Source organism: Amycolatopsis sp. NPDC049252 (genome assembly GCF_043197175.1).
GTDB lineage: Bacteria > Actinomycetota > Actinomycetes > Mycobacteriales > Pseudonocardiaceae > Amycolatopsis.
On sequence record NZ_JBICSQ010000002.1, the window covers coordinates 340691 to 363896 of the forward strand.

21 protein-coding genes and 1 tRNA gene are annotated in these 23206 nt (G+C 69.5%); 7 read left to right on the forward strand and 15 right to left on the reverse strand.

Annotation, left to right across the window (positions count from 1 at the left end; genetic code table 11):
- Nucleotides 1-5: 5 nt before the first annotated feature.
- The 3 genes from ACGFMK_RS04540 to ACGFMK_RS04550 are packed head-to-tail and all read right to left on the reverse strand — an operon-like array spanning nt 6 to nt 2675.
- Nucleotides 6-653: a PIG-L deacetylase family protein gene (locus tag ACGFMK_RS04540; RefSeq protein ID WP_392758370.1), complete on the reverse strand. Its 648-nt coding sequence runs from the start codon at nt 651-653 to the stop codon at nt 6-8.
- Nucleotides 650-1441, reverse strand: a complete 792-nt coding sequence (locus ACGFMK_RS04545) for a glucose-1-phosphate cytidylyltransferase (RefSeq protein ID WP_392758372.1) — start codon at nt 1439-1441, stop codon at nt 650-652. Before ACGFMK_RS04545 ends, ACGFMK_RS04540 begins: the two co-directional genes overlap by 4 nt.
- A gap of 1 nt (nt 1442) precedes the next feature.
- Nucleotides 1443-2675 (reverse strand): class I SAM-dependent methyltransferase, encoded by a 1233-nt coding sequence (locus ACGFMK_RS04550; protein WP_392758374.1) that lies wholly within the window; start codon nt 2673-2675, stop codon nt 1443-1445.
- A gap of 209 nt (nt 2676-2884) precedes the next feature.
- On the opposite strand from ACGFMK_RS04550, the gene ACGFMK_RS04555 reads away from it, so the two are divergent.
- Together ACGFMK_RS04555 and ACGFMK_RS04560 are read left to right on the forward strand one after the other, a co-directional pair.
- Complete coding sequence (locus tag ACGFMK_RS04555) at nt 2885-3253, forward strand: YrdB family protein (RefSeq protein WP_392758376.1); 369 nt, start codon at nt 2885-2887, stop codon at nt 3251-3253.
- 1 nt (nt 3254) lies between these two features.
- Complete coding sequence (locus ACGFMK_RS04560) at nt 3255-3572, forward strand: hypothetical protein (protein ID WP_392758378.1); 318 nt, start codon at nt 3255-3257, stop codon at nt 3570-3572.
- A 41-nt stretch (nt 3573-3613) separates the two neighbouring features.
- Here ACGFMK_RS04560 and ACGFMK_RS04565 read toward each other — a convergent pair whose 3' ends face one another.
- Genes ACGFMK_RS04565 through ACGFMK_RS04575 form a run of 3 tightly spaced genes read right to left on the reverse strand, consistent with a single transcriptional unit; the run spans nt 3614 to nt 6367 of the window.
- A complete protein-coding gene (locus ACGFMK_RS04565; protein WP_392758380.1) occupies nt 3614-4486 on the reverse strand; it encodes an LLM class F420-dependent oxidoreductase in 873 nt (290 codons plus the stop codon).
- Nucleotides 4483-5358, reverse strand: coding sequence for an LLM class F420-dependent oxidoreductase (locus ACGFMK_RS04570; protein WP_392758382.1), 876 nt, complete (start codon nt 5356-5358; stop codon nt 4483-4485). The genes ACGFMK_RS04565 and ACGFMK_RS04570 overlap by 4 nt, the downstream gene beginning before the upstream one ends.
- Before the next feature lie 40 nt (nt 5359-5398).
- The gene (locus ACGFMK_RS04575; protein ID WP_392758384.1) at nt 5399-6367 is read right to left on the reverse strand and encodes a hypothetical protein; all 969 of its coding nucleotides are present in this window, start codon (nt 6365-6367) and stop codon (nt 5399-5401) included.
- A gap of 143 nt (nt 6368-6510) precedes the next feature.
- Here ACGFMK_RS04575 and htpX point away from each other — a divergent pair, with 143 nt between their 5' ends.
- A complete protein-coding gene (gene htpX / locus ACGFMK_RS04580; protein ID WP_392758385.1) occupies nt 6511-7371 on the forward strand; it encodes a zinc metalloprotease HtpX in 861 nt (286 codons plus the stop codon).
- Here htpX and rfbA read toward each other — a convergent pair.
- Together rfbA and ACGFMK_RS04590 are read right to left on the reverse strand one after the other, a co-directional pair.
- Nucleotides 7368-8249 (reverse strand): glucose-1-phosphate thymidylyltransferase RfbA, encoded by an 882-nt coding sequence (rfbA, locus tag ACGFMK_RS04585; RefSeq protein ID WP_392758387.1) that lies wholly within the window; start codon nt 8247-8249, stop codon nt 7368-7370. The two genes, htpX and rfbA, sit on opposite strands and share 4 nt — an antisense overlap.
- Before the next feature lie 74 nt (nt 8250-8323).
- On the reverse strand, nt 8324-9460 hold the full coding sequence (locus ACGFMK_RS04590) for a sialidase family protein (RefSeq protein WP_392758389.1): 1137 nt from the start codon (nt 9458-9460) through the stop codon (nt 8324-8326).
- Nucleotides 9461-9657: 197 nt separating this feature from the next.
- On the opposite strand from ACGFMK_RS04590, the gene ACGFMK_RS04595 reads away from it, so the two are divergent.
- Nucleotides 9658-10311, forward strand: coding sequence for a hypothetical protein (locus ACGFMK_RS04595; protein ID WP_392758390.1), 654 nt, complete (start codon nt 9658-9660; stop codon nt 10309-10311).
- Nucleotides 10312-10328: 17 nt separating this feature from the next.
- Nucleotides 10329-10841 (forward strand): GNAT family N-acetyltransferase, encoded by a 513-nt coding sequence (locus ACGFMK_RS04600; RefSeq protein WP_392758391.1) that lies wholly within the window; start codon nt 10329-10331, stop codon nt 10839-10841.
- Between the two features lie 31 nt (nt 10842-10872).
- Here the strand turns inward: ACGFMK_RS04600 and ACGFMK_RS04605 are convergent, their stop codons facing one another.
- Entirely contained in the window at nt 10873-11364 is a 492-nt protein-coding gene (locus ACGFMK_RS04605) for a YajQ family cyclic di-GMP-binding protein (RefSeq protein ID WP_284747809.1), read from the reverse strand.
- A gap of 117 nt (nt 11365-11481) precedes the next feature.
- Here ACGFMK_RS04605 and ACGFMK_RS04610 point away from each other — a divergent pair.
- A tRNA-Tyr gene (locus ACGFMK_RS04610) sits at nt 11482-11564 on the forward strand.
- A gap of 45 nt (nt 11565-11609) precedes the next feature.
- On the opposite strand, the gene ACGFMK_RS04615 is transcribed toward ACGFMK_RS04610, so the two are convergent.
- From ACGFMK_RS04615 to ACGFMK_RS04635, 5 genes are read right to left on the reverse strand one after another with little or no spacing between them, the layout of a single operon-like run.
- Complete coding sequence (locus ACGFMK_RS04615; protein WP_392758393.1) at nt 11610-14456, reverse strand: CBM35 domain-containing protein; 2847 nt, start codon at nt 14454-14456, stop codon at nt 11610-11612.
- A gap of 22 nt (nt 14457-14478) precedes the next feature.
- Entirely contained in the window at nt 14479-15339 is an 861-nt protein-coding gene (locus ACGFMK_RS04620; protein ID WP_392758394.1) for a carbohydrate ABC transporter permease, read from the reverse strand.
- A complete protein-coding gene (locus ACGFMK_RS04625; RefSeq protein WP_392758395.1) occupies nt 15336-16292 on the reverse strand; it encodes a carbohydrate ABC transporter permease in 957 nt (318 codons plus the stop codon). The genes ACGFMK_RS04620 and ACGFMK_RS04625 overlap by 4 nt, the downstream gene beginning before the upstream one ends.
- Entirely contained in the window at nt 16289-17644 is a 1356-nt protein-coding gene (locus tag ACGFMK_RS04630) for an ABC transporter substrate-binding protein (RefSeq protein WP_392758396.1), read from the reverse strand. Before ACGFMK_RS04630 ends, ACGFMK_RS04625 begins: the two co-directional genes overlap by 4 nt.
- 16 nt (nt 17645-17660) lie before the next feature.
- Entirely contained in the window at nt 17661-19310 is a 1650-nt protein-coding gene (locus tag ACGFMK_RS04635; protein ID WP_392758398.1) for a glycoside hydrolase family 13 protein, read from the reverse strand.
- A 172-nt stretch (nt 19311-19482) separates the two neighbouring features.
- Here ACGFMK_RS04635 and ACGFMK_RS04640 point away from each other — a divergent pair, with 172 nt between their 5' ends.
- The gene (locus ACGFMK_RS04640; protein WP_392758399.1) at nt 19483-20499 is read left to right on the forward strand and encodes a LacI family DNA-binding transcriptional regulator; all 1017 of its coding nucleotides are present in this window, start codon (nt 19483-19485) and stop codon (nt 20497-20499) included.
- A 62-nt stretch (nt 20500-20561) separates the two neighbouring features.
- Here the strand turns inward: ACGFMK_RS04640 and lon are convergent, their stop codons facing one another.
- Entirely contained in the window at nt 20562-22973 is a 2412-nt protein-coding gene (gene lon, locus ACGFMK_RS04645; RefSeq protein ID WP_392758401.1) for an endopeptidase La, read from the reverse strand.
- Between the last annotated feature and the right edge of the window lie 233 nt (nt 22974-23206).

Sequence of the window (23206 nt, forward strand, 5' to 3'; positions counted from 1 at the left end):
CGAATTCAGCCCTTCAGGTCGAGAGTGAGTTTCTTGACGAAAAACGCTTCGGCGTACTTCGCGGCCGCTTCGATCCCGCGGATCCGGGCCAGGCCGAGGAAGGCCTCCCGGTCGTACCAGCCACGGTGCCGCTGGGACGCGTAGTGCGTCTGCAGCAGCCGCACCTTCTCCTCGGCGACGTCGTCGTCGAGCGGCTGGTAGACGGACGGCGCGCCGAGGTCGCCGTCCCACTTGACGATCTCGTAGCCCAGCGCCAGGTGGTCGCGGAACGCCGTCGGCACCAGCTTCGCGAGCCCGCGGTGGTCCTGATGCGCGTCGTCGGTGCGCGGCGCCAGGATGACGTCCGGGTCGGTCCGGCGCCGCAGCTCCTCCAGCGCGTTCTTGGCCTCTTCCCAGTGCGCCGGGAACCGGCCGTCCGGCAGCTTCAGCACCGTGACGTCGACCTGCGCGCCGGGGCAGAACGCCGCCAGCGCCGCGCGCTCCTCGTCCTCGCGGGGTGTGCCGCCGCCGGAGAGGACCAGCGCGTCGACCCGCAGGCCCGGCCGTGCCGCGCACATCGTCAGCAGGGTGCCGCCGGCGCCGATCGCGATGTCGTCGCAGTGCGCGCCGAGGGCGACGACACCGCCGAGCCGACCCGGCCGGAGCCCGATCACGCGATGCTTTCGACAGGCCGCTCCCAGAGCGCCCAGGGCTTCTTGCCGTGCGTGTACGCGTCGTCGAGCGCCGCGCGCTCCTTGACCGTGTCGGTCGGCTTCCAGAACCCGCGGTACGGGTAGGCCAGCAGCCGGCCGCGTTTGGCCAGCTCGCCGCAGCCGTCGGCGACCAGGTCGCCGTTCTCCGGGATGTGGTCGAAGACCTCCTGGCGGAGCACGAAGTACCCGCCGTTCTCCCACAGCGGCATCTCGCTGACGGCGGTGATCGCGCCGACCATGCCGCCTTCGTTCATCTCGACGCAGTGGAACGACGACTGGGGCGGCACGACCATCATCGACGCGCCGGCGTCGGTGTTCTGGAACCGCTCGATCATGTCCGGCAGCGGCGCGTCGGACAGGACGTCGGCGTAGTTCGCGAGGAACATCTCGTCGCCGTCCAGGTAGTCACGGACGCGGCGCAGACGCTCACCGATCGGCGACTCGATCCCGGTCTGCACGAAGGTGATCGTCCAGTCGGCGATGTCGGTCGAGAGCAGCTCCGCCTGGCCGTTGCGCAGGATGAAGTCGTTGGAAATGGTTTCCTGGTAGTTCAGGAAGAAGTTCTTGATGTGCGCCGCGCCGTAGCCGAGGCACAGGATGAATTCGGTGTGCCCGAAGTGGGCGTAGTACCGCATGACGTGCCAGATGAGCGGTCTCGGGCCGACCATGGCCATCGGCTTCGGGACGTCGTCGGCCGCGCCGTTGCGCATCCGCATCCCGTAACCACCGCAGAAGAGAACGACCTTCACTTCAAGACACCTCGACGATTTCCAGGCGGGGAATGGGGAACACGAGCTTTCCGCCCCAGGCACCCACGAACGACAGCTGTTCGGTCAGTTCCTCCCGGAGGTTCCACGGGAGGACGAGCACGTAGTCGGGCCGATCGGCTTCGATCCGTTCCGGGGGCAGCACCGGAATGCGCGTGCCCGGGGTGAACCGGCCGTGCTTGTACGGATTGCGATCGACGGTGTAGCTCAGCAGGTCCGTCCGGATCCCGCAGTGGTTCAGCAGGGTGTTGCCCTTGCCCGGGGCGCCGTAGCCGACGACGGTCTTCCCGTCGTTGCGCGCCTCGATGAGGAACTTCAGCAGGTCCAGCCGCACGCGGGTGACGCGCTCGGCGAACTCGGTGTACCCGGACAGCTCGTGCAGCCCGGCGGCCTTTTCGCGCTCCAGGACGTCGGTCATCCGCTCGCTCGGCTCGCCCGCGACCTCGTCGGGACGCGCCCAGAGCCGGATCGAGCCGCCGTGCGTCGGCACGAGTTCGACGTCGACCACGGTCAGCCCGCCGGTCGCCAGTGCGCGGCGGGCGGATTCGACCGTGTAGTACTGGAAGTGCTCGTGGTAGATCGTGTCGTACTGGTTCTTTTCGATCAGCGTGAGCAGGTGCTGGACCTCGATGGAGACCCAGCCGTCGTCCGCGACCAGGGCGCGCAGGCCCTTGGTGAAGCCGAGGACGTCGGGGATGTGCGCGTACACGTTGTTGGCGGCGACCAGGTCGGCCGGCCCGTGCTCCTCGCGCACCTGCCGGCCGGTTTCCTCGGAGAGGAAGGCCGTCAGGGTGGGCACGCCGGCGTCACGCGCCGCCTGCCCGACGTTCACCGAAGGTTCGACACCCAGACACCGGATCCCGTGGCCGACGACGTGCTTGAGCAGGTAGCCGTCGTTGCTGGCGACCTCGACGACGAACGACTTCTCGTCCAGCCCGAGCCGCTCGACCGAGCCGTCGACGAACCGCTTCGCGTGCTCGACCCACGACGTCGAGAACGACGAGAAGTAGGCGTACTCGGTGAAGGTGTCGTCCGGGTCGATCAGCGGCGGGATCTGCGCCAGCCAGCACTCGGTGCACACGATGAGGTGCAGCGGGAAGGTGGTTTCCGGCTCGTCGAGCTGTTCGGCGGTCAAAAATCGCTCACACGGGGGAGTCGCGCCGAGGTCCACGACGCTGGCCGTGTTTGTCGAACCGCAGAGTCGACATGTGGTCATCTACCAGGCTCCTTGGACTCGCGGTCGCGATATGCGTTAGACACGTCGAGCAGCGGTGGAAGGTCGTTACAGCGACGCGTGCCGGTCAGGTGGACCGATTCGGAACCGCAACATCACCACGCCGACCAGGTGACCTGTGGTGCAGATCACGGATAGTGCCGGTCCGGATCCGTAACGTCCACAGTGGACCTGGGCCCTACGCTGGGCGGATGACTTCGGAGCCGACTCCCCGCCTGAGCGGGATCGCGGGCGTGGTGCTGACGGTCCGTTTCCTGACGGAGCTGGCGCTCTTGGGCGGCTTGGCCCTGGCGGGCACCCAACTCGGCGGCGGCCTGGCACTGGCGATCGTCGACGCGATCCTGCTGCCGGTGGTGGCGGCCGCGATCTGGGGCCTGTTCATCGCCCCGCGCGCCCCGCGGCGGCTCCCGGAACCGGCCCGTTTCCTGGTGGAGTTCGTCCTGTTCGCGGTCACCGGCGTGGTGCTGGCCCTGGTGGGCTGGGTGGTCGCCGGGATCGTGCTGGCGGTGGTCGGCATCGGCGTCGCGGCCCTGACCCGGCGCTTCGCCAAGGACGGCTGAGGTGGCCGGAGACATTCTTCTGACTCGCGAGCTGGTGTGGGCGGTGAGCTACTCGGCGTACCACTGGGCGATGGATTTCCTGGCCGGGGAGGTCACGGACGCCGGGCTTCGGCGGAAGATCACGGAGGTCCACGAGAGCGGCGTCGGCATCTTCGACGTGACGGAGCTTCCTGCGCCCTGGCGGGCGGAGATCCTGCTCTCGCTGCGGACTCGATTCGTGGACTACTCGGCGCAGCGGCTGCCTGGCCCACGGGCGGGGAGCGAAGGTTTCCTGGCGATGTGCCGCGAGCTGGCGGAGCTCGCGGCGAAGGCCGGTTGACGGTTGCCTCGCGAGACGGGCCCGCGAGGCAACCACCCAGGTCAGAGCTTGTTCGCCACCGGGATCACGTCCGTGGCGAAACGCTCGATCACCGACAGGTCCGGCACGCCCGGGACCCAGCCCAACACCGCGTCCACGCCCAGGCCGGACAGGCGCTCCAGCTCCTCCAAGAGCGCTCCGGTCGACGAGCCGCCGTCGCCCGTGTCCAGCCACAGCGCCACCGTCTTGGTGATCTCGCTGTAGTCGCGTCCCTCCGCTTCGCAGTGGGCCCGGAGCACCGACAGCTTGTGCTCCAGGTCCGGGCCGGCGATCAGGTTACAGGCGTCGCCGTACCTCGCGACGAAGCGCAGGGTCTTCTTCTCGCCGCCTCCGCCGATCATGATCGGGGGGTGCGGGCGGGACAGCGCCTGCGGGACGTTCAACAGGCGCTCCGCCGTCACGTGGGTGCCCGAGAAGCCCGAATCATCCGATGACCACATCTGGTGGACGTACCTCAGCGCGTCTTCCAGCTGCTCGAAACGCTCCTTCGTGGACGGGTAGCGCATGCCGAGGCCACGCGCTTCCTCCTCGTTCCAGCCGGCGCCGAGGCCGAGCACGGCGCGGCCGCCGGAGAGCACGTCCAGCGTCGTGATCGCCTTCGCCAGCAGGCCCGGGTGGCGGTAGATCACGCCGCTGACCAGTGTCAACAGCCTCACCTGCGACGTGTGCGCCGCCAGGAAGCCGAGCGTCGTGTACGCCTCCAGCATCTCGTGCTCGGGCGGGCCGTAGCGCGAGATCTGGAAGAAGTGGTCCATCACCGAGAGGTAGCCGAAGCCGGCTTCGTCGGCCGCTCGGGCCGTCGCGGCCAGGTCGGCGCCGAGCGCGGCCGGGCCGTTCGGGTACGTCTGCTGGGCGAGGTGGAGACCTAGTTTCATCCGATGTTCTCCGCGGCGGGGATGACGTCGGTGCCGAACTTCTCGAGCACCGCCTGGCTGTGCACGTGCGGAACCGCGCCGAGGGCGACCTCGAAGCCGAGCCCGTTCAGCCGCTCGAGCTCCTTCAGCAGCTCGTCGGTCTTCTCACCGTTCTCGCCGATGTCGAGGACGTGGTAGACGGTCTTGGTGATCGAGTCGTAGTCCCGGCCCTCGTTCTCGCAGTGCCGCTTGAGGACGTCGAGCTTGTGCTCCAGCTCCGGGCTGTTGAAGAGGTTGCACTGGTCGGCGTACTTCGCGACGAAACGCAGCGTCTTCTTCTCGCCACCGCCGCCGATCATGATCGGCGGACGCGGGCTCGAGAGCACCTGCGGCACGTTCAGGAGCCGTGAAGCGTCGAAATGCTTGCTCTTGAACGCGCCGTCGCCCTCGGCCCACATCTGGAGGACGTACTGGAGGTTCTCCTCCAGCAGCTCGAACCGTTCGGCGACCGGCGGGAACGGGAAGCCGAGCCCCGTGGACTCCTCCTCGTTCCAGCCCGCGCCGATGCCGAGGATCGCGCGGCCGCCGGACAGGACGTCCAGGGTCGTGATCGCCTTGGCCAGCAGGCCCGGGTGCCGGTAGAGGACACCGGTGACGACGGTCAGCAGCTTGGCGCGCTCGGTGTGCGCCGCGATGAAGCCGAGGGTGGTGTACGCCTCGAGCATGTCGTTCTCGACGGGGCCGACCCCGCGGATCTGGAAGAAGTGGTCCATCACGGCGATGGAGTCGAAGCCCGCGTTGTCGGCGGTGCGAACGACCGCGGCCAGGTCGGCGCCCAGCGCGGACGCCCCGTTCGGCCAGGTGAAGTCGGGAATCTGCAGTCCGAGTTTCATAGTCTCCGACCGTATACCTGGAGTTGCCCCAGCCGGGTGCTCAGAAATCCCTAATGAGGGAAACCCGGCCGTGCAAGGGATCCGTGACGAACACCGTGCGCGTGCGCTGGTCGACAGCGACGTCGCCGGGGTTGACGCCCAGCGAAAGATCGCCCGACAACGTGCCCGTCGCGCCGTCGATCCGGCTGAGCCCGTTCGAGCCGCCGTTGGTGTACACGGTGTTGGTGCCCTGGTGCACCGCGAGGGCAGAGGATTCACTGCGCAGCAACACGGTCTTGCGCTCGGTGCGCGTCGAGGAGTCCACAATGGACATGTGGTGGATGCCGGAGTTCGCGACGTACACCGCGCCGCTCGCGACGTGCACCGCGACGGCCGTCGGCCTGGCCCCGACCTTCACGCTCGCGACGAACTTCCCAGCCTCGATGTCGAACACCTCGACCGAGTCCGTGCCGGTGCTGGCGCAGTACGCGAGCTTGCGGCCGGGGTCGACGGCGATGCCGCCCAGGCTCGGCTTCGGGCCGGGCACGAGGGCCGCCAGGGTGCAGCTGACGCCGTCGAGCACGGCGAGCATGCCGGTGCCGCCGCTGGCCGCGTAGACGCGGTTGGCCTGCTCGTCCACCGCCAGGGTGGCCGCGCCGGCCCCGGCGCCGATCACGCTCACCAGGTCGTGGGTGTGGCCGTCGAGCACCACGACGGTGCCGGCGGGCGGGTTCGCGACGTAGACCCGGTTGGCGACCGAGTCGACGACGACGTCGCCGGGCTCCCCGCCGACGCGGACCACCGCGCCGACCGTGGCGCTCTGCGGATCCACGACCGACACCGTGCCGGCCTGCGGATCCGTGACGTACCCGAGCCCGGTGACCGGATTCACCGCGACGGCGGTCGGGGCGCCGCCGACGTCGATCGAGCGGACGTTCTCCGCGCGCGCGACCCCGGGTAGGACCAGGGCTCCGGCGCCCGCCGTGACCAGGGCGAACAGGGTCCTCCGGCGTATCTGGCGACCTCGCATCGGCGCCTCCGCTCGTGATCAATTCGCTTCCCGAGCGTAACCCGCGCGATGATCACGTGAAGGAACTTCGGGTCCCCCGATCGCGTTGTTTCCAGTGGGTAACCCACCTGAAGAGCGGGAAGAGCGGACGGAGGCGAGCGCGCGTGCACGGGCACCAGAACGGACTCAAGACGGCGTTGCTGCTCGGCCTGCTGTCGGCGATCATCGTCGCGATCAGCGGGCTCTTCGGCCGCGGTGCCCTGGTCATCGGCCTGGTCGTCGCCCTGGGGATGAACGCCTTCGCCTACTTCAACTCGGACAAGCTGGCGCTGCGCGCGATGCACGCCCAGCCGGTGTCCGAGGCCGAGCAGCCCGCGATGTACCGGATCGTGCGCGAGCTCGCGACCGTGGCCCGCCAGCCGATGCCCGCGCTGTACCTCAGCCCGACCGTCGCGCCGAACGCGTTCGCCACCGGACGCAGCCCGCGCCACGCCGCCGTCTGCTGCACCACCGGCATCCTCGACCTGCTCGACGAGCGGGAGCTGCGCGCCGTGCTCGGCCACGAGCTGTCCCACGTCTACAACCGCGACATCCTGATTTCCTGCGTCGCGGGGGCCCTGGCCAGCGTGATCAGCGTGCTCGCGAACATCGCGCTGTTCTTCGGCGGCAACAACCGCGACGGGAGCCCGCTGGTCAGCCTGATGCTGATCTTCGTCGGCCCGATCGCGGCGGCCGTCATCCGGATGGGCGTGAGCCGGTCACGGGAGTACCAGGCCGACGCGTCCGGCGCCGAGCTGACCGGCGACCCGCTGGGCCTGGCCTCGGCGTTGCGCAAGCTGGAGGCGGGCACACGCGCGCGGCCGCTGGTCGCCGAGCCGCAGCTGGTGTCGCAGTCGCACCTGATGATCGCGAACCCGTTCCGTCCGGGCGAGGGGCTGAGCAGGATGTTCTCGACGCACCCGCCCATCGCCGACCGCGTCGCGCGGCTCGAGGAGATGGCCCGCCGCGGCCCTGGTGGTCTCTAGGCCGAGGCCCCCGCCGCCACGGCGACAGCCTTGACGTAGTCGCCGTAGCCGGACTTCGCCAGCTTCGAGCCCAGGGCGTAGCACTCGTCGGCGTCGATGAAGCCCATCCGCAGCGCGATCTCCTCGAGGCAGGCGATGCGCACGCCGGTCCGGTGCTCCAGCACCTGCACGAACTGCCCGGCTTCGAGCAGCGAATCGTGCGTCCCGGTGTCGAGCCAGGCGAACCCGCGGCTCAGCTCGACCAGCGTCGCCCGGTCCTGGCGCACGTAGGTGAGGTTGACGTCGGTGATCTCCAGCTCGCCGCGCGCGGACGGCTTGAGCGCGCGCGAGATCTCGACGACCTCGTTGTCGTAGAAGTACAGGCCGGTGATCGCCTTGTTCGACCGCGGCTTGGCCGGCTTCTCCTCGATGGAGACCAGCTTGCCGTCCGGCCCGACCTCGCCGACGCCGTAGCGCTCGGGATCCTTCACGGGGTAGCCGAACAGGACACAGCCGTCGAGGTCCCGGACCGCGGCCTGGAGCCGGCTGGAGAAACCCTGGCCGTAGAAGATGTTGTCGCCGAGCACCAGCGCGACGTCGTCGTCGCCGATGAAGTCCGCGCCGATCACGAACGCCTCGGCCAGCCCGTTCGGGCTGGGCTGCTCGGCGTAGGAGAACGAGAGGCCGAACTGGTCGCCGTTGCCCAGCAGCTTGCGGAAGCTCGGCAGGTCGGCCGGGGTGGAGATGATGAGGATCTCGCGGATCCCGGCCAGCATCAGCACCGAGATCGGGTAGTAGACCATCGGCTTGTCGTAGACCGGGAGCAGCTGCTTCGACACCGCCTGGGTGATCGGGTGCAGGCGTGTCCCGCTGCCTCCGGCCAGCACGATGCCCTTCATTCGCTGCCTCCCTCTCGTCGACCACAGCCTTGCCCACCCTACGGGGCGACCTGTGGAGCCGGGATGGGGAAGCGCTAGAAGAGCGGGCCCTTGCCGAAGTAGGCCTTGCAGCCGAGGTTGTACTCGGTGGCGATCTCCAGGACGTTCTTGCCGTCGTCGACCGGCAGGAGCGTCGAGGAGTAGTTGGGGCAGAAGTTGTTGTAGATGCCGGTGATGTGCACCGGCGCGGGCAGCTCGTACCAGTTGCCGCTGCCGAAGTTGTCGTTGGCCAGCAGGACCTGGCCGTTGCCCGGCTGCGGCTTGCCCTTGGCGTCGGTGTAGATCTGCCCGACCATGACGATCCGGACGCCGTTCGGCCCGCCGGGAAACAGCGTGATCGTCTGCGCGTGCTGGAAGTAGTTGCCGTTCGCGGTGTTCACCCGGGTGCCGGGGTCGGTGGTGCTGCCCCAGTTGGCGCCGTCGGACGAGATCTTGAAGTACGGGTCGCAGTAGCGGTCGCGGAAGTTGCAGATCTCGTAGGCGAAGTAGTACCGGCCGTCGGGCAGCCGCCGGATGATCGGCATGCCGGGGCGGACCCGGTCCGGCGGGATCGCCAGGGTGAGCTGCTTGGTGCCCCAGTTCACGCCGTCGGTCGAGGCGACCCGGTTGAGCACCTGCGCGTACTTCGGGGCCTGCGTCTCGTCGGCGAAGTGCAGCCAGAGCGTGCCGCCGGCGTCGACGGTGAACTCCGGCTCCCAGATGCCGTCGATGTTGTGCGAGCGGGCGGCCTCGGCGAGGAACCCCCAGGAGCGGCCGCCGTCCTTGCTGGCCCAGATCTTGATCCCGACGCGGCGTTGTGCCCCGGCGTCCTGCCGGTAGGACGCGGCCCACAGCAGGGTGCCCGCGCGGAGCCGGCCGACGCGCTGGGGGAGTTCGTAGAGGGTGCCGCAGCACATGCCGTAGCGGCCGTCGGGGTCGTGGATCTCGGCGATCTTGTGGAACGTCTCGCCCTCGTCCGTGCTCTCCAGCACCGGCGTGAACTTGCCGCCGGCGTCTTCGCTGGTCAGCGCGGCGATGATGTGGCCGCGGCCGAAGATCGAGTACTCGAGCCGGACGAGGCGGGCGTAGGAGCCGTAGCCGGGGACGAGCTGCTGGCGCTCGGCGGCGCTCGCGGGCGTCAGCAGCGCGGTGACGAGGACCAGTGGAAGCACGAAGACGAGCAAACGGCGCATCCTGACCCTCTCCACGCGGTGACGGCGCGATTACAGCACGGCCGGGCCGTCTCTTGTGGACAGTCGAACGGTGTTCGCGCTTTCGGGGAGCTGGGTAGGCACGATCGGGTGACCAATCACCCAAGGCGACGGTAACGCCGGGCCAAAGGGGACCGAAAGATCACCTGGGGGGCCGGTGGTGGCCCCGAGGGGGAACGATGAAACTCCGGCTGTCCTGTCTGCTGGTCCTGATATTGGCGTCCGCGTGCGCGCCGTCCGTCGGTTACGGCGAGATCGTCGCCGCTACGTCCGCCGAAGAGCCGTCGCCGACGTCGGCTGCAGCACCGCGCGAGGTGCCGCTCGAGACGCACACAGGCACGGGGAGCGGCGAGTTCGCGACCAGCTGGCCGGCGGACCAGCTCGGTTTCTTCACGTTCGACTGCCCGAAGTGCTCGTCCAACGTGATCATCGACACCGACGGCGGCGAGCACGGCCTGGTCAACGCGATCGGCGCGTACAAGGGCACGACGTGGCTGAACACGGACCCCGACCGCCCGGTGACGCGGGTGACGGTCCACGCGAACGCCCCCTGGACGGCGACGATCCAGGACTACCGAAGCCTCCCGACGGCCTCGGTGGGCCAGCCGGCCTCGGGCAAGGGCGACGCGGTGCTGCGCCTGCCGGAAGGAGCGACGCACATCCACCTCACGGTGAAGACCCGCGGCAGCACCGCGCTGTGGGTGATGTCCCCGGAACAGCACGACCTGCTGGTCAACCAGATCGGCGACCTGCAGGTGGAGCGGAACGTGCGCGGGCCGGCGTACCTGCGGGTGGACGGCTACGAGGCGAGTTGGACGCTGACGCCGTCCTGAGCGGGCAGGATGGGTGCATGGTGAAGATCGGTTACCTGACCGAATCCGACCGCGCCCTCTGGGAAGTCCTGACCCGTGGCAAAGACGCGCACTTCGGCGTCGAACGCGGCGCCGACGCCTACGAACGAACCTGGCGCCGCCTGCTCGACGACGACCGGTTGCGCGGGATCGCCGCCCGGCTGGACGACAGGATGGTCGGCGTCGCGCACTACCTGTTCCACGCCAGCGTCTGGTACTCCGGCAAGTGCTACCTGGCGGACCTGTTCGTGGCCCCGGAAGCCCGGCGGCGCGGTATCGCGACGGCGATGATCGAGTGGGTGGCGCGCGACGCCGGGGAGCGGGGCTTCCCAGGCCTCTACTGGAACACGCTGGAAGACGCCCCGGCCCGTGCGCTGTACGACCAGGTGGGCAAGGTCCACGAGGGGTTGATCCACTACAGCTACCGGCGTGACGCCGCCGACGGTTTCGGTCCGATGGTGGCCGGCGCTGGTGATCACGATGTCCCCCAGGTTGTACCCACGGGCATCTGAAACCAGATACCCGCAGGTCAACGAGGGTGTGTCAGCGGTAGTTGGTGAACTGCAGCGCGATCTCGAAGTCCTTGCCCTTCAGCAAGGCGATCACGTCCTGCAGCTGGTCCTTCTTCTTGCCCGACACCCGCAGCTGGTCACCCTGGATCTGGGCCTGCACACCCTTGGGGCCCTCGTCGCGGATGAACTTCGCGATCTGCTTCGCCTTGTCCGAGGCGATGCCTTGGATGATCTTGCCGCTGAGCTTGTAGATCTTGCCCGAGAGGGCCGGCTCGTCCGCTTCGAAGGCCTTCAACGAGATGCTGCGCTTGATCAGCTTCTCCTTGAACACCTCGACCGCGGCCAGCGCGCGCTCCTCCGTCTCGGACTCGATCGCGATCGCCTCCTCGCCGGACCAGTTGATCGTCGTGCCCGTGCCGCGGAAGTCGAAGCGCGTACCGAGCTCCTTGCTCGCCTGGTTGAGCGCGTTGTCCACCTCCTGGCGGTCGACCTTGCTCACGACGTCGAAAGAGGGATCCGCCACGTGTCCTCACACCTCGTACTCGCTTGTCAGGGGCACTCAGCCTAGTCCCGGGTATCCCGGTTGACCCCCGCCGGGAGTGCTTGGGTAAGCTTCTTCCCGGCCGGTACGACCGGCTTGGGCGGGTTACCCGAGTGGCCAAAGGGGACTGGCTGTAAACCAGTTGGCTTACGCCTACGGGGGTTCGAATCCCTCACCCGCCACGCCCAACGGCCCCGGTGACCAGCAGGTCACCGGGGCCGTTTGCGTCAGAAGCCCGAGTTCCCGGCGCCCCGCACCAGCGTGTAGCCGCCGTCGTTGAGCAAGCCACCCGAGGTGGCGCCCGTCACCGTGGTGTGGGCGATCGACGCGCTGCCCGTTGCGTTCGTCTCGATGCCGTACGTGCCCGCTCCGGTGATCGTCACGCGGTCGAAGCTCAGCTGCGTGATCGACTTCTGGAAGCTCAGGAGCACACCCTGGTAGCTGCTGTCGGTCAGCGTCAGGTCCTCGACGACGATCGGTGCCGCGATGGGCGCCGAATCCGCGTAGATCCAGAGGCCGCCGATCGCCGAGTTCCAGTTGTGCTCGAAGCTGCCGGTCCTCACCAGCGTGTTGCGGCGGATCGACGTCGTGCCCGACAGCGGCACCGGGTTGAAGCGGGTGCCGACCGTGATGCCCGAACCCGCCTCGACGTTGTCCGAGACCACGTTGTCCTCGACACGGTTACCCGCCCCGCCGAAGACGCCGATGCCGTTCGCCAGCGCCGGCGACTGGACCGTGTTGAACGTGTACGCGCTGCTGGTCACAGCGCTGCCTTCCGAGAACATCGCCAGGCCGTCGTCGCCGGTGTTGCGGACCATGGACTGGTCGACCCGCACGTTGGTCACGTTGGCGTGGATGTTGACGCCGTCCGCGAACGTGTCGCGGATCCGGGTGCCGACGACGTACAGGCCGTTCGTGCCCGAGTCCGCCCACAGCCCGACCTTGGTGTGCTCGATCCACAGGTTCTGGACGAACGACCCGGCGCCGAAGTTGCCGTCGAGCGCCGCGTCCGAGCCGTTGTCGTCCCGGATCCGGACGTCACCGAAGATCGCGAAGTCGGCCAGCGTGACGTTGCCGCCCGTGCCGAAGAAGCCACCGCGAGGGCCGGTGCCCTGGATCACCGAGTACCAGGGTCCGGCGCCGTAGACGTGCACGTTCGCCACGTTGATCTTCGACGTGATCCGGAACGTCCCGGCCGGGATCCACACGGGCTTGTTCTGCGCTGCGCCCGCCGCGATCGCGGCGTTGATCGCCGACGTCGCGTCCGAGCCGTTGTCCGGCACCGCGCCGTACGACGTGATGGACAACGCACCCGCGGGAGCGGTTGCCGCGGCCGGCGCCTGCTCGGCGTCCAGCAGGTCGACGTCGTAGTACGCGGCCGTGCTCGACGCGTCCTTCTGCAGCTTCAGTACCGTGCCCGCGGGCCAGTCGCCGATCAGCGCGCGCGTCTCGTCGTAGTACCGGTGCGGGCTGCCTTGCGACGGCACGTTCGTGTACGGGTACGCGCCGTAGACCCAGCTGTAGTTCGACGTCAGGGACAGGTCGCGGATCTTCGTCCCGTTCGCGTAGAGAGCGAGCGGCGCGGTCTGCCCGGCGCCGTCCGCGGTGTCCGGGATCGAGAACCGGAGGGTGACGGCGTTCGCGGGCTTGGTCAGCGTGACGCTCACGGACTGTCCGGTCGCGCCCAGCCGCACCGCGCGGCGGCCGCTCGACTCGGCCTGGACCGTGTGGAACGTCCGGTCCGCGGCGAGCACGGTCCCGGTCGTCGTCCCGGCTTCGGCTTCGTACTCGGTGTACGGCGTCGTCGCGCCCCGCGCGGCCAGCGCCGTCTCGTTCGCGACGACCACGCTGTCGACCTGCACGTCGCTGCCGGTTCCGGCCAGTTGCAGCGTGTTGACGCCCGCGCGGACCGGCACCGAGATCGTCGCCGTGCGCCAGCCGGTGCCGGACGGCAGGGTCGCCGACCCGGCGTCACGGCCGTTCGCCGACACCGCGAGAGCGCCTCCGCCACTGAACCGAATCGTCGCGGTCGACGTTCCCGCCGACGCCATCGCGAAAGTGCGCACCAGACGCGCGCCCGTCGTCGCGAAGCCCGTCACATAGCCCGGACCGGTGTAGCCCGCGGTCGTGGCGCCGACGGTCGCACCGCCGGACAGGAATGCGGCTTCAGCCTCGCCAGGACCGGCGGGCACCGAAGCCGTCACGGTCAGGCTGTCCAGGTTCACGTTGCCGGAATCGTTGCTGTCGAAGGCGTATGCCACCGTGTGGTCACCCGCGGTCAGCGTCACGGACTCGGTCGCCGACGTCCACGTGTCCCAGTTCGCCGACGGCGGCAGCGACACCTGACGTAGCCGGACGCTGTCGACATAGAGCGAAAGCGTCATGGCGGTTCCGGTGCCGTTCGCGTACCGGAGCGCGAGCGACTGCGCCCCGGCCGTGGTGACAGCAACCGCGAACGACGTCCGCGCGGCCCCCTTGTTCGCGTCCGTGTAGCCGCCGACGAAGCCGGTCCCGCTGTAGCCGGGATGGTCGGTCGCGACGACCGCGCCGCCCGTGAGGGTCGCGTTCTCCGCCTCGAACAGCGGACCCGCCTGCCCGGTTGCGGACGGCGTCACGTCGAGACGGTCCAGGTTGACGTTCCCGCTGTCACCCGAACCGAAGGTGTACGACACGTTGTGCGCGCCCGCGCCGAGCGAGACGGCCACGCTCGCCGAGCCCCAGCTGTCCCAGGAAGCTGTTGCGGGCAGGGAAATCTGCTGGGCCGTGGAATCCACAGTCAGCGTGAGAGTTCGCACGGAACCGGTGCCGTTCGCGTAGCCGAGCGCGAGCGTGTACGAACCGGCTGAAGCCGCGGAGACGGCGAACGTCGTCCGCGCGGTACCTCGGTGGCTGTCGGTGAAACCGCCGACGAACCCCGAACCGCTGTAGCCGGGATGGTCGGTTTCGACGACTGCGCCGCCCGAAAGGGTGGCGGATTCGGCTTCGAGACGGGTGGTCGCGGCCTGAGCCGGGACCGTGCCCAAGAGAGCGGTGAAGGTGAGCACCGCGACGGCCAGAACAGGGGATCTGCGCATCTGTTTTCTCCCAACCAGAGAGTCAGCCCTTGACGGCTCCGCCCAGCGCGTTGCCGCGCAGGAACATCCGCTGGAACACGAGGAACAGCACGACGGGAATCACCGTCGAAATAGCCAGAGCGGCCAGGAAGACGTCCAGCTCGACGAACTTCTGCAACGCCGGCAGCCGGACCGAGAGCGGCTGGACCGCCGGGTCGGGCAGCACCAGCATCGGCCACAGGAAGTCCTTCCAGGCGGCCACGATCGCGAACACCGAGACGACGCCGAGGATCGGGCGGGACATCGGCAGCACGACCGACCAGAACAACCTCAGCGGGCCCGCGCCGTCGACGCGAGCGGCTTCGAACACCTCACGCGGGAGGTTGTCGAAGAACCGTTGCACCAGAAGGATGTTGAACGCGCTGGCACCCGAAGGCAGCCAGACCGCCCAGAACGAGTTGATCAGCGAGAAGTCCACCATGGACAGGTAGAGCGGCACCAGGAGTACCACCCCCGGCACGAACAACGTCGTCAGGACGACCCCGGTGAGCACCCGCCCATAGCGCGGCCGCAGCACGGACAGCGCGAACCCGGCCGTCGTCGCGACGATCAGCTGCACCAGCCACGACCCCGCGGCGACCCAGACGGTGTTGAGGAAGTACTTGTCGATCTGCACGCGCGTCCACGCCGTCGAGAGGTTGGCGAAGTCGATCCCGTGCGGCCACAGGGCGAGTGGGTCGCGCAGCGTGTCCTGCGTCGGCGTTACGGCCGCCTTCGCCAGCCACAGCATCGGGCCCAGTCCCGCCAGGAACAACGCGGCGAGCAGGAGCGCGTGCAACGTCCGAGTCGTGCGCCGGACCACCGGACGTCGCCAGTCCGACGGCGAGAGCAGGGCGCGCGTCATGACTTGCTCCAGGAGCGGGTGAGGCGGAAGTACACGGCGGAGAACAGGCCCAAGACCACGGCGAGCAGCACGCTCAACGCGGTCGCGGCGCCGTAGTCGCCGCCGAGGCTGTCGGCGAAGGCGTAGTTGTAGACGAGCAGCAGGATCGTGGTCGTCGACCGCGCCGGGCCGCCGCCGGTGAACAGGAACGGCTCGAGGAACACCTGCGCCGTGCCGACGATCTGCAGGATGAACGTGATCAGCAGGACCCCGCGCAGGTGCGGCAGCGTGACGTGCCAGACCTTGCCCCAGACCGACGCGCCGTCGATCTCGGCCGCCTCGTACTGCTCGGGCGGGACGCTGGTCAGGGCGGCGAGGTAGATGATGATCGTCGCGCCCGCGGCGGCCCACGTCGCCTCCGCGACCAGCGAGAACATCGCCGTCGACGCCGACTGCAGCCACGGCGCCGGGCTGATCCCGACGGCGCCCAGCACGGTGTTGAACACCCCGTTCGGGCTCGCGTCGTAGAAGAACTTCCACAGCAGCACGGCCACCACCGGCGGGATCACCACCGGCAGGTAGGCCAGCGCGCTGTAGAGGCCCTTCGCCCGGCGGACCTCGCTCATCAGCACCGCGGCGACGAGTGGGATCGGGTAGCCGAGCAGCAGCGCGAGCACAGCGAACCACAGCGTGTTGCCGACGGCGTTCCACAGCTGCGGATCACCGAGGACGGCGCGATAGTTGTCCAGCCCGACGAATACCGGGTCCGAGACGAGGTTCGTCTGCTGGAAGCTCATCACGACGGCCTGGCCGATCGGCCGCCACGAGAACAGCCCGAACACCGCCAGCATCGGCAGCAGGAACAGCACGGTGCCGAGGCCGCCGCCGCGCACCCACGTCATCGGGGTGCGCCGGCGGCGGGCCCGGGCCGGGCGGGTGGCGGTGACCGCCGGCCGGGCCGCCGTGAGCGTCACGGCTTGTCCAGCAACGCCTGGGCCTGCGTCTGCGCGTCGGCCAGCAGCGCGGGGATGTCCGCGCCGCGGTCGGTCAGGACCTTCTGCGCCACCGGGTCGAGCAGGCCGTAGACCTGCTGGGTGGACCGCGTCGGCTCGGGGAGCAGCGGCTGGCCGAACATCTTGTCCGTGTACGGCGTCATCTGCTTCACCGGCACGTTGACGTACTGCGCGATCCAGCCCATCCGCTGGTCGAAGGTCGCCTTGTCGAACACCGGCAGCTCGGGCGAACCGACGGCCTCACCGGAGTCGGCGGTCGTCTTCGCGTCGGCGACCGCGGCGGCCTGGTCGGCCTGCTTCTGCAGGTAGTAGAAGTCGATCCACTTGACGGCCGCGGCCTTCGTGGCGTCTTTGGCTTTGGCGTTGACGGCCGCGAGGGTGCCGCCGCCGAGCACACCCGCGCCCGGGCCGTCGAGCGGGAGGGCCGTGACGCCGTAGTCGTCCGCCTTGATCGCGTTCTGCGCCTTCAGCGAGCCGTAGTTGCCGCCGCCGGAGATGTACATCCCAATCCGGCCGGCGGCGAAGTCCTGGTTGATGCCGTTCCAGTCGTAGAGGAAGTTGGCGCCCATGCTGTTGTCGTCCCACCGCATGGTGTGGATGGTCTGCAGCGCGCGGGCCATCTGCGGGGTGTTCAGCGTCGCCGTCGCCTTGTCGCCGGTCAGCTGCTCGGTGCGGCCGCCGAAGGCGTAGTCGAGCGTCGCGAGGATCCAGCCGCCGGTGTTGTCCGTGGTCAGCTGGGCGTAGCCGGCCTGGCCGGTCTTCTGCGCGATCTGCTTGGCGTCGGCGCGGATCTCGTCCCAGGTGGACGGTGGCTTGTCCGGGTCGAGTCCGGCTTGCTTGAAGAGCGTCCGGTTGTAGTGCAGGGCCTGGCCGTGCGCGGCTATCGGGACGGCCCACATCTTCCCGTCGGCGGCTGAGCCGGCCTTCGCGACCTCGGGGTTGAACTTCTTCGCGTACGGCAGCTGGTCGACCAGGCCGCTGATGTCGGCGATCTGACGGCGTTCGATCAGGCCGCGGCCGTCGGTGAACGGCATCGTGAGGACGTCGGGGAGCGTGCCGCCCGCCAGCTGCGCGGTGAACGTCGTCGCGTCCCACTTGAACTCCTGCGGGACCAGGTCGATCTTCGGGTTCGCGGCTTCGAACTGCGTGACCCGGGCGTTGAACGCGGCGACCGCGCCCTGGTCCAGGCCCGGTTCGATGGACACCTTGACGACGGTCTTGCCGTCGGCGGTCGTGGTGTCGTCGGTGCCGGAACAGGCGGTCAGCGCGGCGGCGGCGCACAGGCACACCGCGGCGATCTTCGAGGACTTCATCGTCACTCCTGGCGGGTTACTGGACTCGCAGCCAGACGGCTGTGTCGGTGGGCAACTGGGAGCCGGCCAGCTCGCCGCTGGCGAGCAGGATTTCGAGGTGGGCGGGCAGGTCGATCGGGGTTTCGCCGAAGTTGACCAGGCAGAGCAGGTCGTCGCCGCGGCGGAAGGCGAGGACGTCGGCGCCGTCCTCGGCCGCCCAGGCGAACTCCTCGCCACGCAGCGCGGGTTCGGACCGGCGCAGCGCGATCATGGTGCGGTAGAGCGTCAGCATCGACCGCGGATCGCCGTCCTGCCGCTCGACCGAGTAGTCACCCCAGTTCGCCGGCTGGGGCAGCCACGGCTCTCCGCCGAAGCCGTACGCGGTGCTCGCGTCGGACGTCCAGGGCAGCGGGACGCGGCAGCCGTCGCGGCCGGGGTCGGTACCGCCGGAGCGGAAGTGCATCGGATCCTGCAGCACCTCCAAGGGCAGGTCCTCGACCTCGGGCAGGCCCAGCTCGTCACCCTGGTAGACGTACAGCGAGCCGGGCAAGGCCGCCGACAGCAGCGCGGCCGCGCGGGCTCGCCGTTGAGCCTTCGCGAGGTCGGTGGGGATGCCGAAGGCCCGGGCCACGAAGCCGAACGAGCTGTCCTCGCGGCCGTAGCGGGTGGCCGCGCGGGTGACGTCGTGGTTGGACAGCACCCACGTCGGGGGCGCGCCGACCGGGCCGTGGGCGTCCAAAGTGGACACGATGGCGGTGCGCAGCTCGCCGGCGTCCCAAGGCCGCATCATGAAGTCGAAGTTGAACGCCGTGTGCATCTCGTCGGTGCGCAGGTAGCGGGCGAAGCGGTGCGGGTCGGCCAGCCAGACCTCGCCGACCAGCACGCGTGGCTCGGCGTAGGAGTCGGCGACGGCCCGCCAGCCGCGGTAGATGTCGTGGATCTCGTCGCGGTCGACGAACGGGTGCGCGTCCGGCGTCACCTGGTTGGGCAGCGCGGGGTCCTTGACCGGCATGGTCGCGGAGTCGATGCGGATGCCCGCGACCCCCCGGTCGAACCAGAACCGCAGCACCCGCTCGTGCTCGGCGCGGACGTCCGGGTGGTTCCAGTTGAGGTCCGGCTGCTCGGGCGCGAACAGGTGCAGGTACCACTCGCCGGGCGTGCCGTCCGGGTTCGTGGTGCGGGTCCAGGTGCCGCCGGAGAAGGCGGACTCCCAGTCCGTCGGCGGCAGTTCGCCGTGCTCGCCGCGGCCCGGGTGGAACCAGAACCGTTGGCGCTCCGGCGATCCCGGCCCGGCGGCCAGTGCTGCTTGGAACCACTCATGCTGGTCCGAGACGTGGTTGGGGACGATGTCCACAATGGTCTTGATGCCCAGCCCGGCGGCTTCGGCGATCAGCTGCTCGGCCTCCTCGAGAGTGCCGAAGGCCGGGTCGATGACGCGGTAGTCGGCGACGTCGTAACCGCCGTCGGCCAGCGGCGAGGCGTACCAGGGCGTGAACCAGAGGGCGTCCACGCCGAGGCTTTTGAGGTGGGGCAGCCGGGCGCGGACGCCGGCGAGATCGCCGGTGCCGTCGCCGTTGCCGTCGGCGAAACTGCGCGGGTAGATCTGATAGATGACGGCCCCGCGCCACCACGGCGCCGCCTGGTCGACGGGTGCGGTCAGCGGGCTGGTCGAGAGGTCGGTGGTCACGGGACTCCCGTTCTGGCTCAACGGTTTCCGGAGCGCGGCGAAGGGTGCGGACCGGCGTCCGCAGCGATTAGGTTTAGCGCTATACCTCGATAGACGGTAATGTCGTCCCCGGCCGGTTGTCAACGGCCGGTCCCGTAACCTGGGGGCCCGGGTGAGCGAGAGGAGTCCGAGGGTGCGCGTCACGCTGCGGGAGGTCGCCGAGCAGGCGGGCGTGAGCATGATGACCGTGTCGAACGTGATGAACGGCAACCGCGCGCGCGTCTCCCCGAGCACCATCGAGAAGGTCCAGCGCATCGCGGACGAGCTGGGTTACGTCCCGAGCGCGTCGGCCCGCAGCCTCGCGACGCAGGCGTCCCGGCTGGTCGGCCTGCTGGTGCCGGCCGCCGACGAGGACAGCCTGATGATCAGCCCGCACACCATGGCGATCGTCGGCCTGATCGAGCGTGAGCTGCGCAAGTACGGCTACCACCTGCTGCTGCGCGGTGTCGCCCACCCGGACGAGGTCGCCGAGGCCCTGCGCTCGTGGAGCCTCGACGGCGCGATCCTGCTCGGCTTCCTCGACGAAGAGGTCGGCAAGCTGACCAAGAAGACGATCGGCGCGGTCCACGTCGTCGCGATCGACAGCTACTCGGCGAACCGCCTCACGACGGGCACCCGTTCCGACGACTTCGCGGGCGCCCGGCTGGCTGCGCGGCACCTGCTGAACCTCGGCCACCGCCGGATCCTGTTCGCTGGCCCGGCGTTCAGCGGCGTCGGCGTGGTCCACGAACGCTTCGAGGGCTTCAATCAGGCGTTCGCGGACGCCGGTGTCCCGCGGCCGGGCTTGGTCGAGACGGTCAACACGACGTACGAGGAGGGCCGGGAACTGGGGCTGGTCCTGCGGGAGCGCCACGCCCCGACGGCGGTGTTCGCGACGGCGGACATCCTGGCGGTCGGCATCGTCCACGGCCTGACCGAGGCGGGCGTCCGGGTCCCGGAGGACGTCTCGGTGGTCGGCTTCGACGACCTCGACCTCTGCAACTACGTGACACCGAAGCTGACGACCGTCGCCCAGGACATCGCGCGCAAGGCGTCGACGGCGGTGTCGATCCTGATGGACTCCATCGAGAAGGGCGATCGCTCGAAGCACCCGGTGACGATCGACGTCTCCCTCGTCGAGCGCGAGTCGACCGCCCCGGTCCGGACGTGAAGAAACGGCCGGTTTCCCTTGGGGGAGAGGGAAACCGGCCGTTCAGGTGGCGGCGTTCGGGGTTACGCCGCCTGGGCAACCGGCGTCGAAGCCGGGGTCAGGGCGAGGTCGAGGACCTCGCGGACGTTCGCCACCGCGTGGACGTCCAGCTGGGACAGCACCTCGGCCGGGACGTCGTCGAGGTCCGGCTCGTTGCGCTGCGGGATGATCACCGTCTTCATCCCGGCCCGGTGGGCTGCCAGCAGCTTCTGCTTGACGCCGCCGATCGGCAGGACGCGCCCGGTCAGGGACACCTCGCCGGTCATCGCGACGTCCGCCTTGACCACGCGGCCCGAGAGCAGCGACGCCAGCGCCGTCGTCATCGTGACGCCGGCCGACGGGCCGTCCTTGGGCACCGCGCCCGCGGGGACGTGGACGTGGATGCCGCGGTTCTTCAGGTCACCGACCGGGAGTTCCAGCTCCGCGCCGTGCGAGCGCAGGTAGGACAGCGCGATCTGGACGGACTCCTTCATCACGTCGCCGAGCTGGCCGGTCAGCTGCAGCCCGGACGCGCCGGACTCCTGGTCCGCCAGCGACGCCTCGATGTAGAGGACGTCACCGCCGGCTCCCGTGACCGCCAGGCCCGTGGCCACACCGGGGGTCGCGGTCCGCTGGGTCGACGCGGGCAGCGACGACTCCGGCAGGTGACGCGGCCGGCCGAGGTAGGTCTCGAGATCGGCGTCGTCGATCGTGAGCGGCAAGGACACCTCGTCCAGGGCCACCTTGGTCGCGATCTTGCGCAGTACCTTCGCGATCGTGCGGTTCGCGTCGCGCACGCCCGCCTCGCGGGTGTACTCGGCGGCGATCCGGCTGAACGCGGCGTCGGTCAGGCTGACGTCGGCGACGGCCAGGCCGGCGCGCTCCAGCTCGCGGGGGAGCAGGTGGTCGCGGGCGATGGTGACCTTCTCGTGCTCGGTGTAGCCGTCCAGCGTGACGAGCTCCATCCGGTCCAGCAGCGGGCCGGGGATGGTCTCGAGCGCGTTGGCCGTCGCCAGGAACACGACGTCGGACAGGTCCAGCTCGACCTCGAGGTAGTGGTCGCGGAACGTGTGGTTCTGCTCCGGGTCCAGCACCTCGAGCAGCGCTGCGGTCGGGTCGCCGCGGTAGTCGGCGCCGACCTTGTCGATCTCGTCGAGCAGCACGACCGGGTTCATCGAGCCGGCTTCCTTGATGGCGCGGACGATCCGGCCGGGCAGGGCGCCGACGTAGGTGCGGCGGTGGCCGCGGATCTCCGCCTCGTCGCGGATGCCGCCGAGGGCGACGCGGACGAACTTGCGTCCCATGGCCTTCGCGACGGACTCACCCAGCGAGGTCTTGCCGACCCCGGGAGGGCCCGCGAGGGCGAGCACCGCGCCGGACCGGCGTCCACCGACCGGGCCGAGACCCGATTCCGCGCGACGCTTGCGCACGGCCAAGTACTCGATGATGCGTTCCTTGACGTCGTCGAGACCGGCGTGATCGGCGTCCAAAACGGCGCGCGCGGCGGCGATGTCGTAGACGTCCTCGGTGCGCTCGTTCCAGGGCAGCTCCAGGACGGTGTCCAGCCAGGTGCGGATCCAGCCGCCCTCGGGGGACTGCTCGGACGTCCGGTCCAGCTTGTCCACCTCGGCCAGCGCGGCCTTCTTCACGGCGTCCGGCAGCTCGGCACCTTCGACGCGGGCGCGGTAGTCCGTGTCGTCGGCGGAGCCGTCGAGCTCACCCAGCTCCTTGCGGATCGCTTCGAGCTGGCGGCGCAGCAGGAACTCCTTCTGCTGCTTCTCCATGCCTTCGGAGACGTCCTTGCGGATCGTGTCGGTGACCTCGAGCTCGGCCAGGTGTTCCTTGCTCCACTCGAGCGCCTTCTCCAGGCGTGCGGTGACGTCGAGCGTGGTGAGCAGCTCGACCTTCTGGTCGGTGTCGAGGTACGGCGCGTTGCCGGACAGGTCGGCGACCGCGGACGGGTCCTCGACCTGCTGGACGGCGTCGATCAGCTGCCAGCCGCCGCGCTGCTGGAGGATCGAGATGACGACGGCCTTGTACTCGGCCGCGAGCTTCGCGGTCCGGTCGTCGGTGGTTTCGGGGGCGTCCTCGGCGTGCACCCAGCGGGCGGCGCCGGGACCGTCGGCCATCCGGCCGACGAGCGCGCGGCTCGTGCCGCGCAGCAGCACGGCGGCCTTGCCACCGGGCACGCGCCCGATGCGCTCGACCGTGGCGACGGTGCCGTACTCGGCGTACTCACCGTGGACCCGCGGGACGATCAGGACCTCGCCTTTGCTGGCCTTCAAGCCGCCGGTCGACCGGATGCCGGGGAACGACGCCTGACTGGGGGTGTTGGCCTGGGCGGACTCCACCGCGGCCCGCGTCTCGGTGTCGGTGAGGTCGAGCGGGACGACCATGCCCGGCAGCACGACGTCGTCATCGAGCGGGAGCACGGGCAGGAGGCGGGTGTCGGACATGTGCACTCCTCGGGTAGTTGAGTCTGCCTAGCTCAACTCTCCGATGGGCGGGTTTGTTTCCGATGGTGCGTTCGCCCACAGCGATCAGCGAACCCGCAGGTCAGAGGGGGCTGAGTGCTCCATATGGCGTTGGGGGCCGCGCGGATCGGGGCGACGAGACTCGAGCTCAGTGGCTTGGCCGCGGACTGCGGGCGGTGGCCGGCCGGCGTGGCCGGCCCGCTCGCCGGATGTCG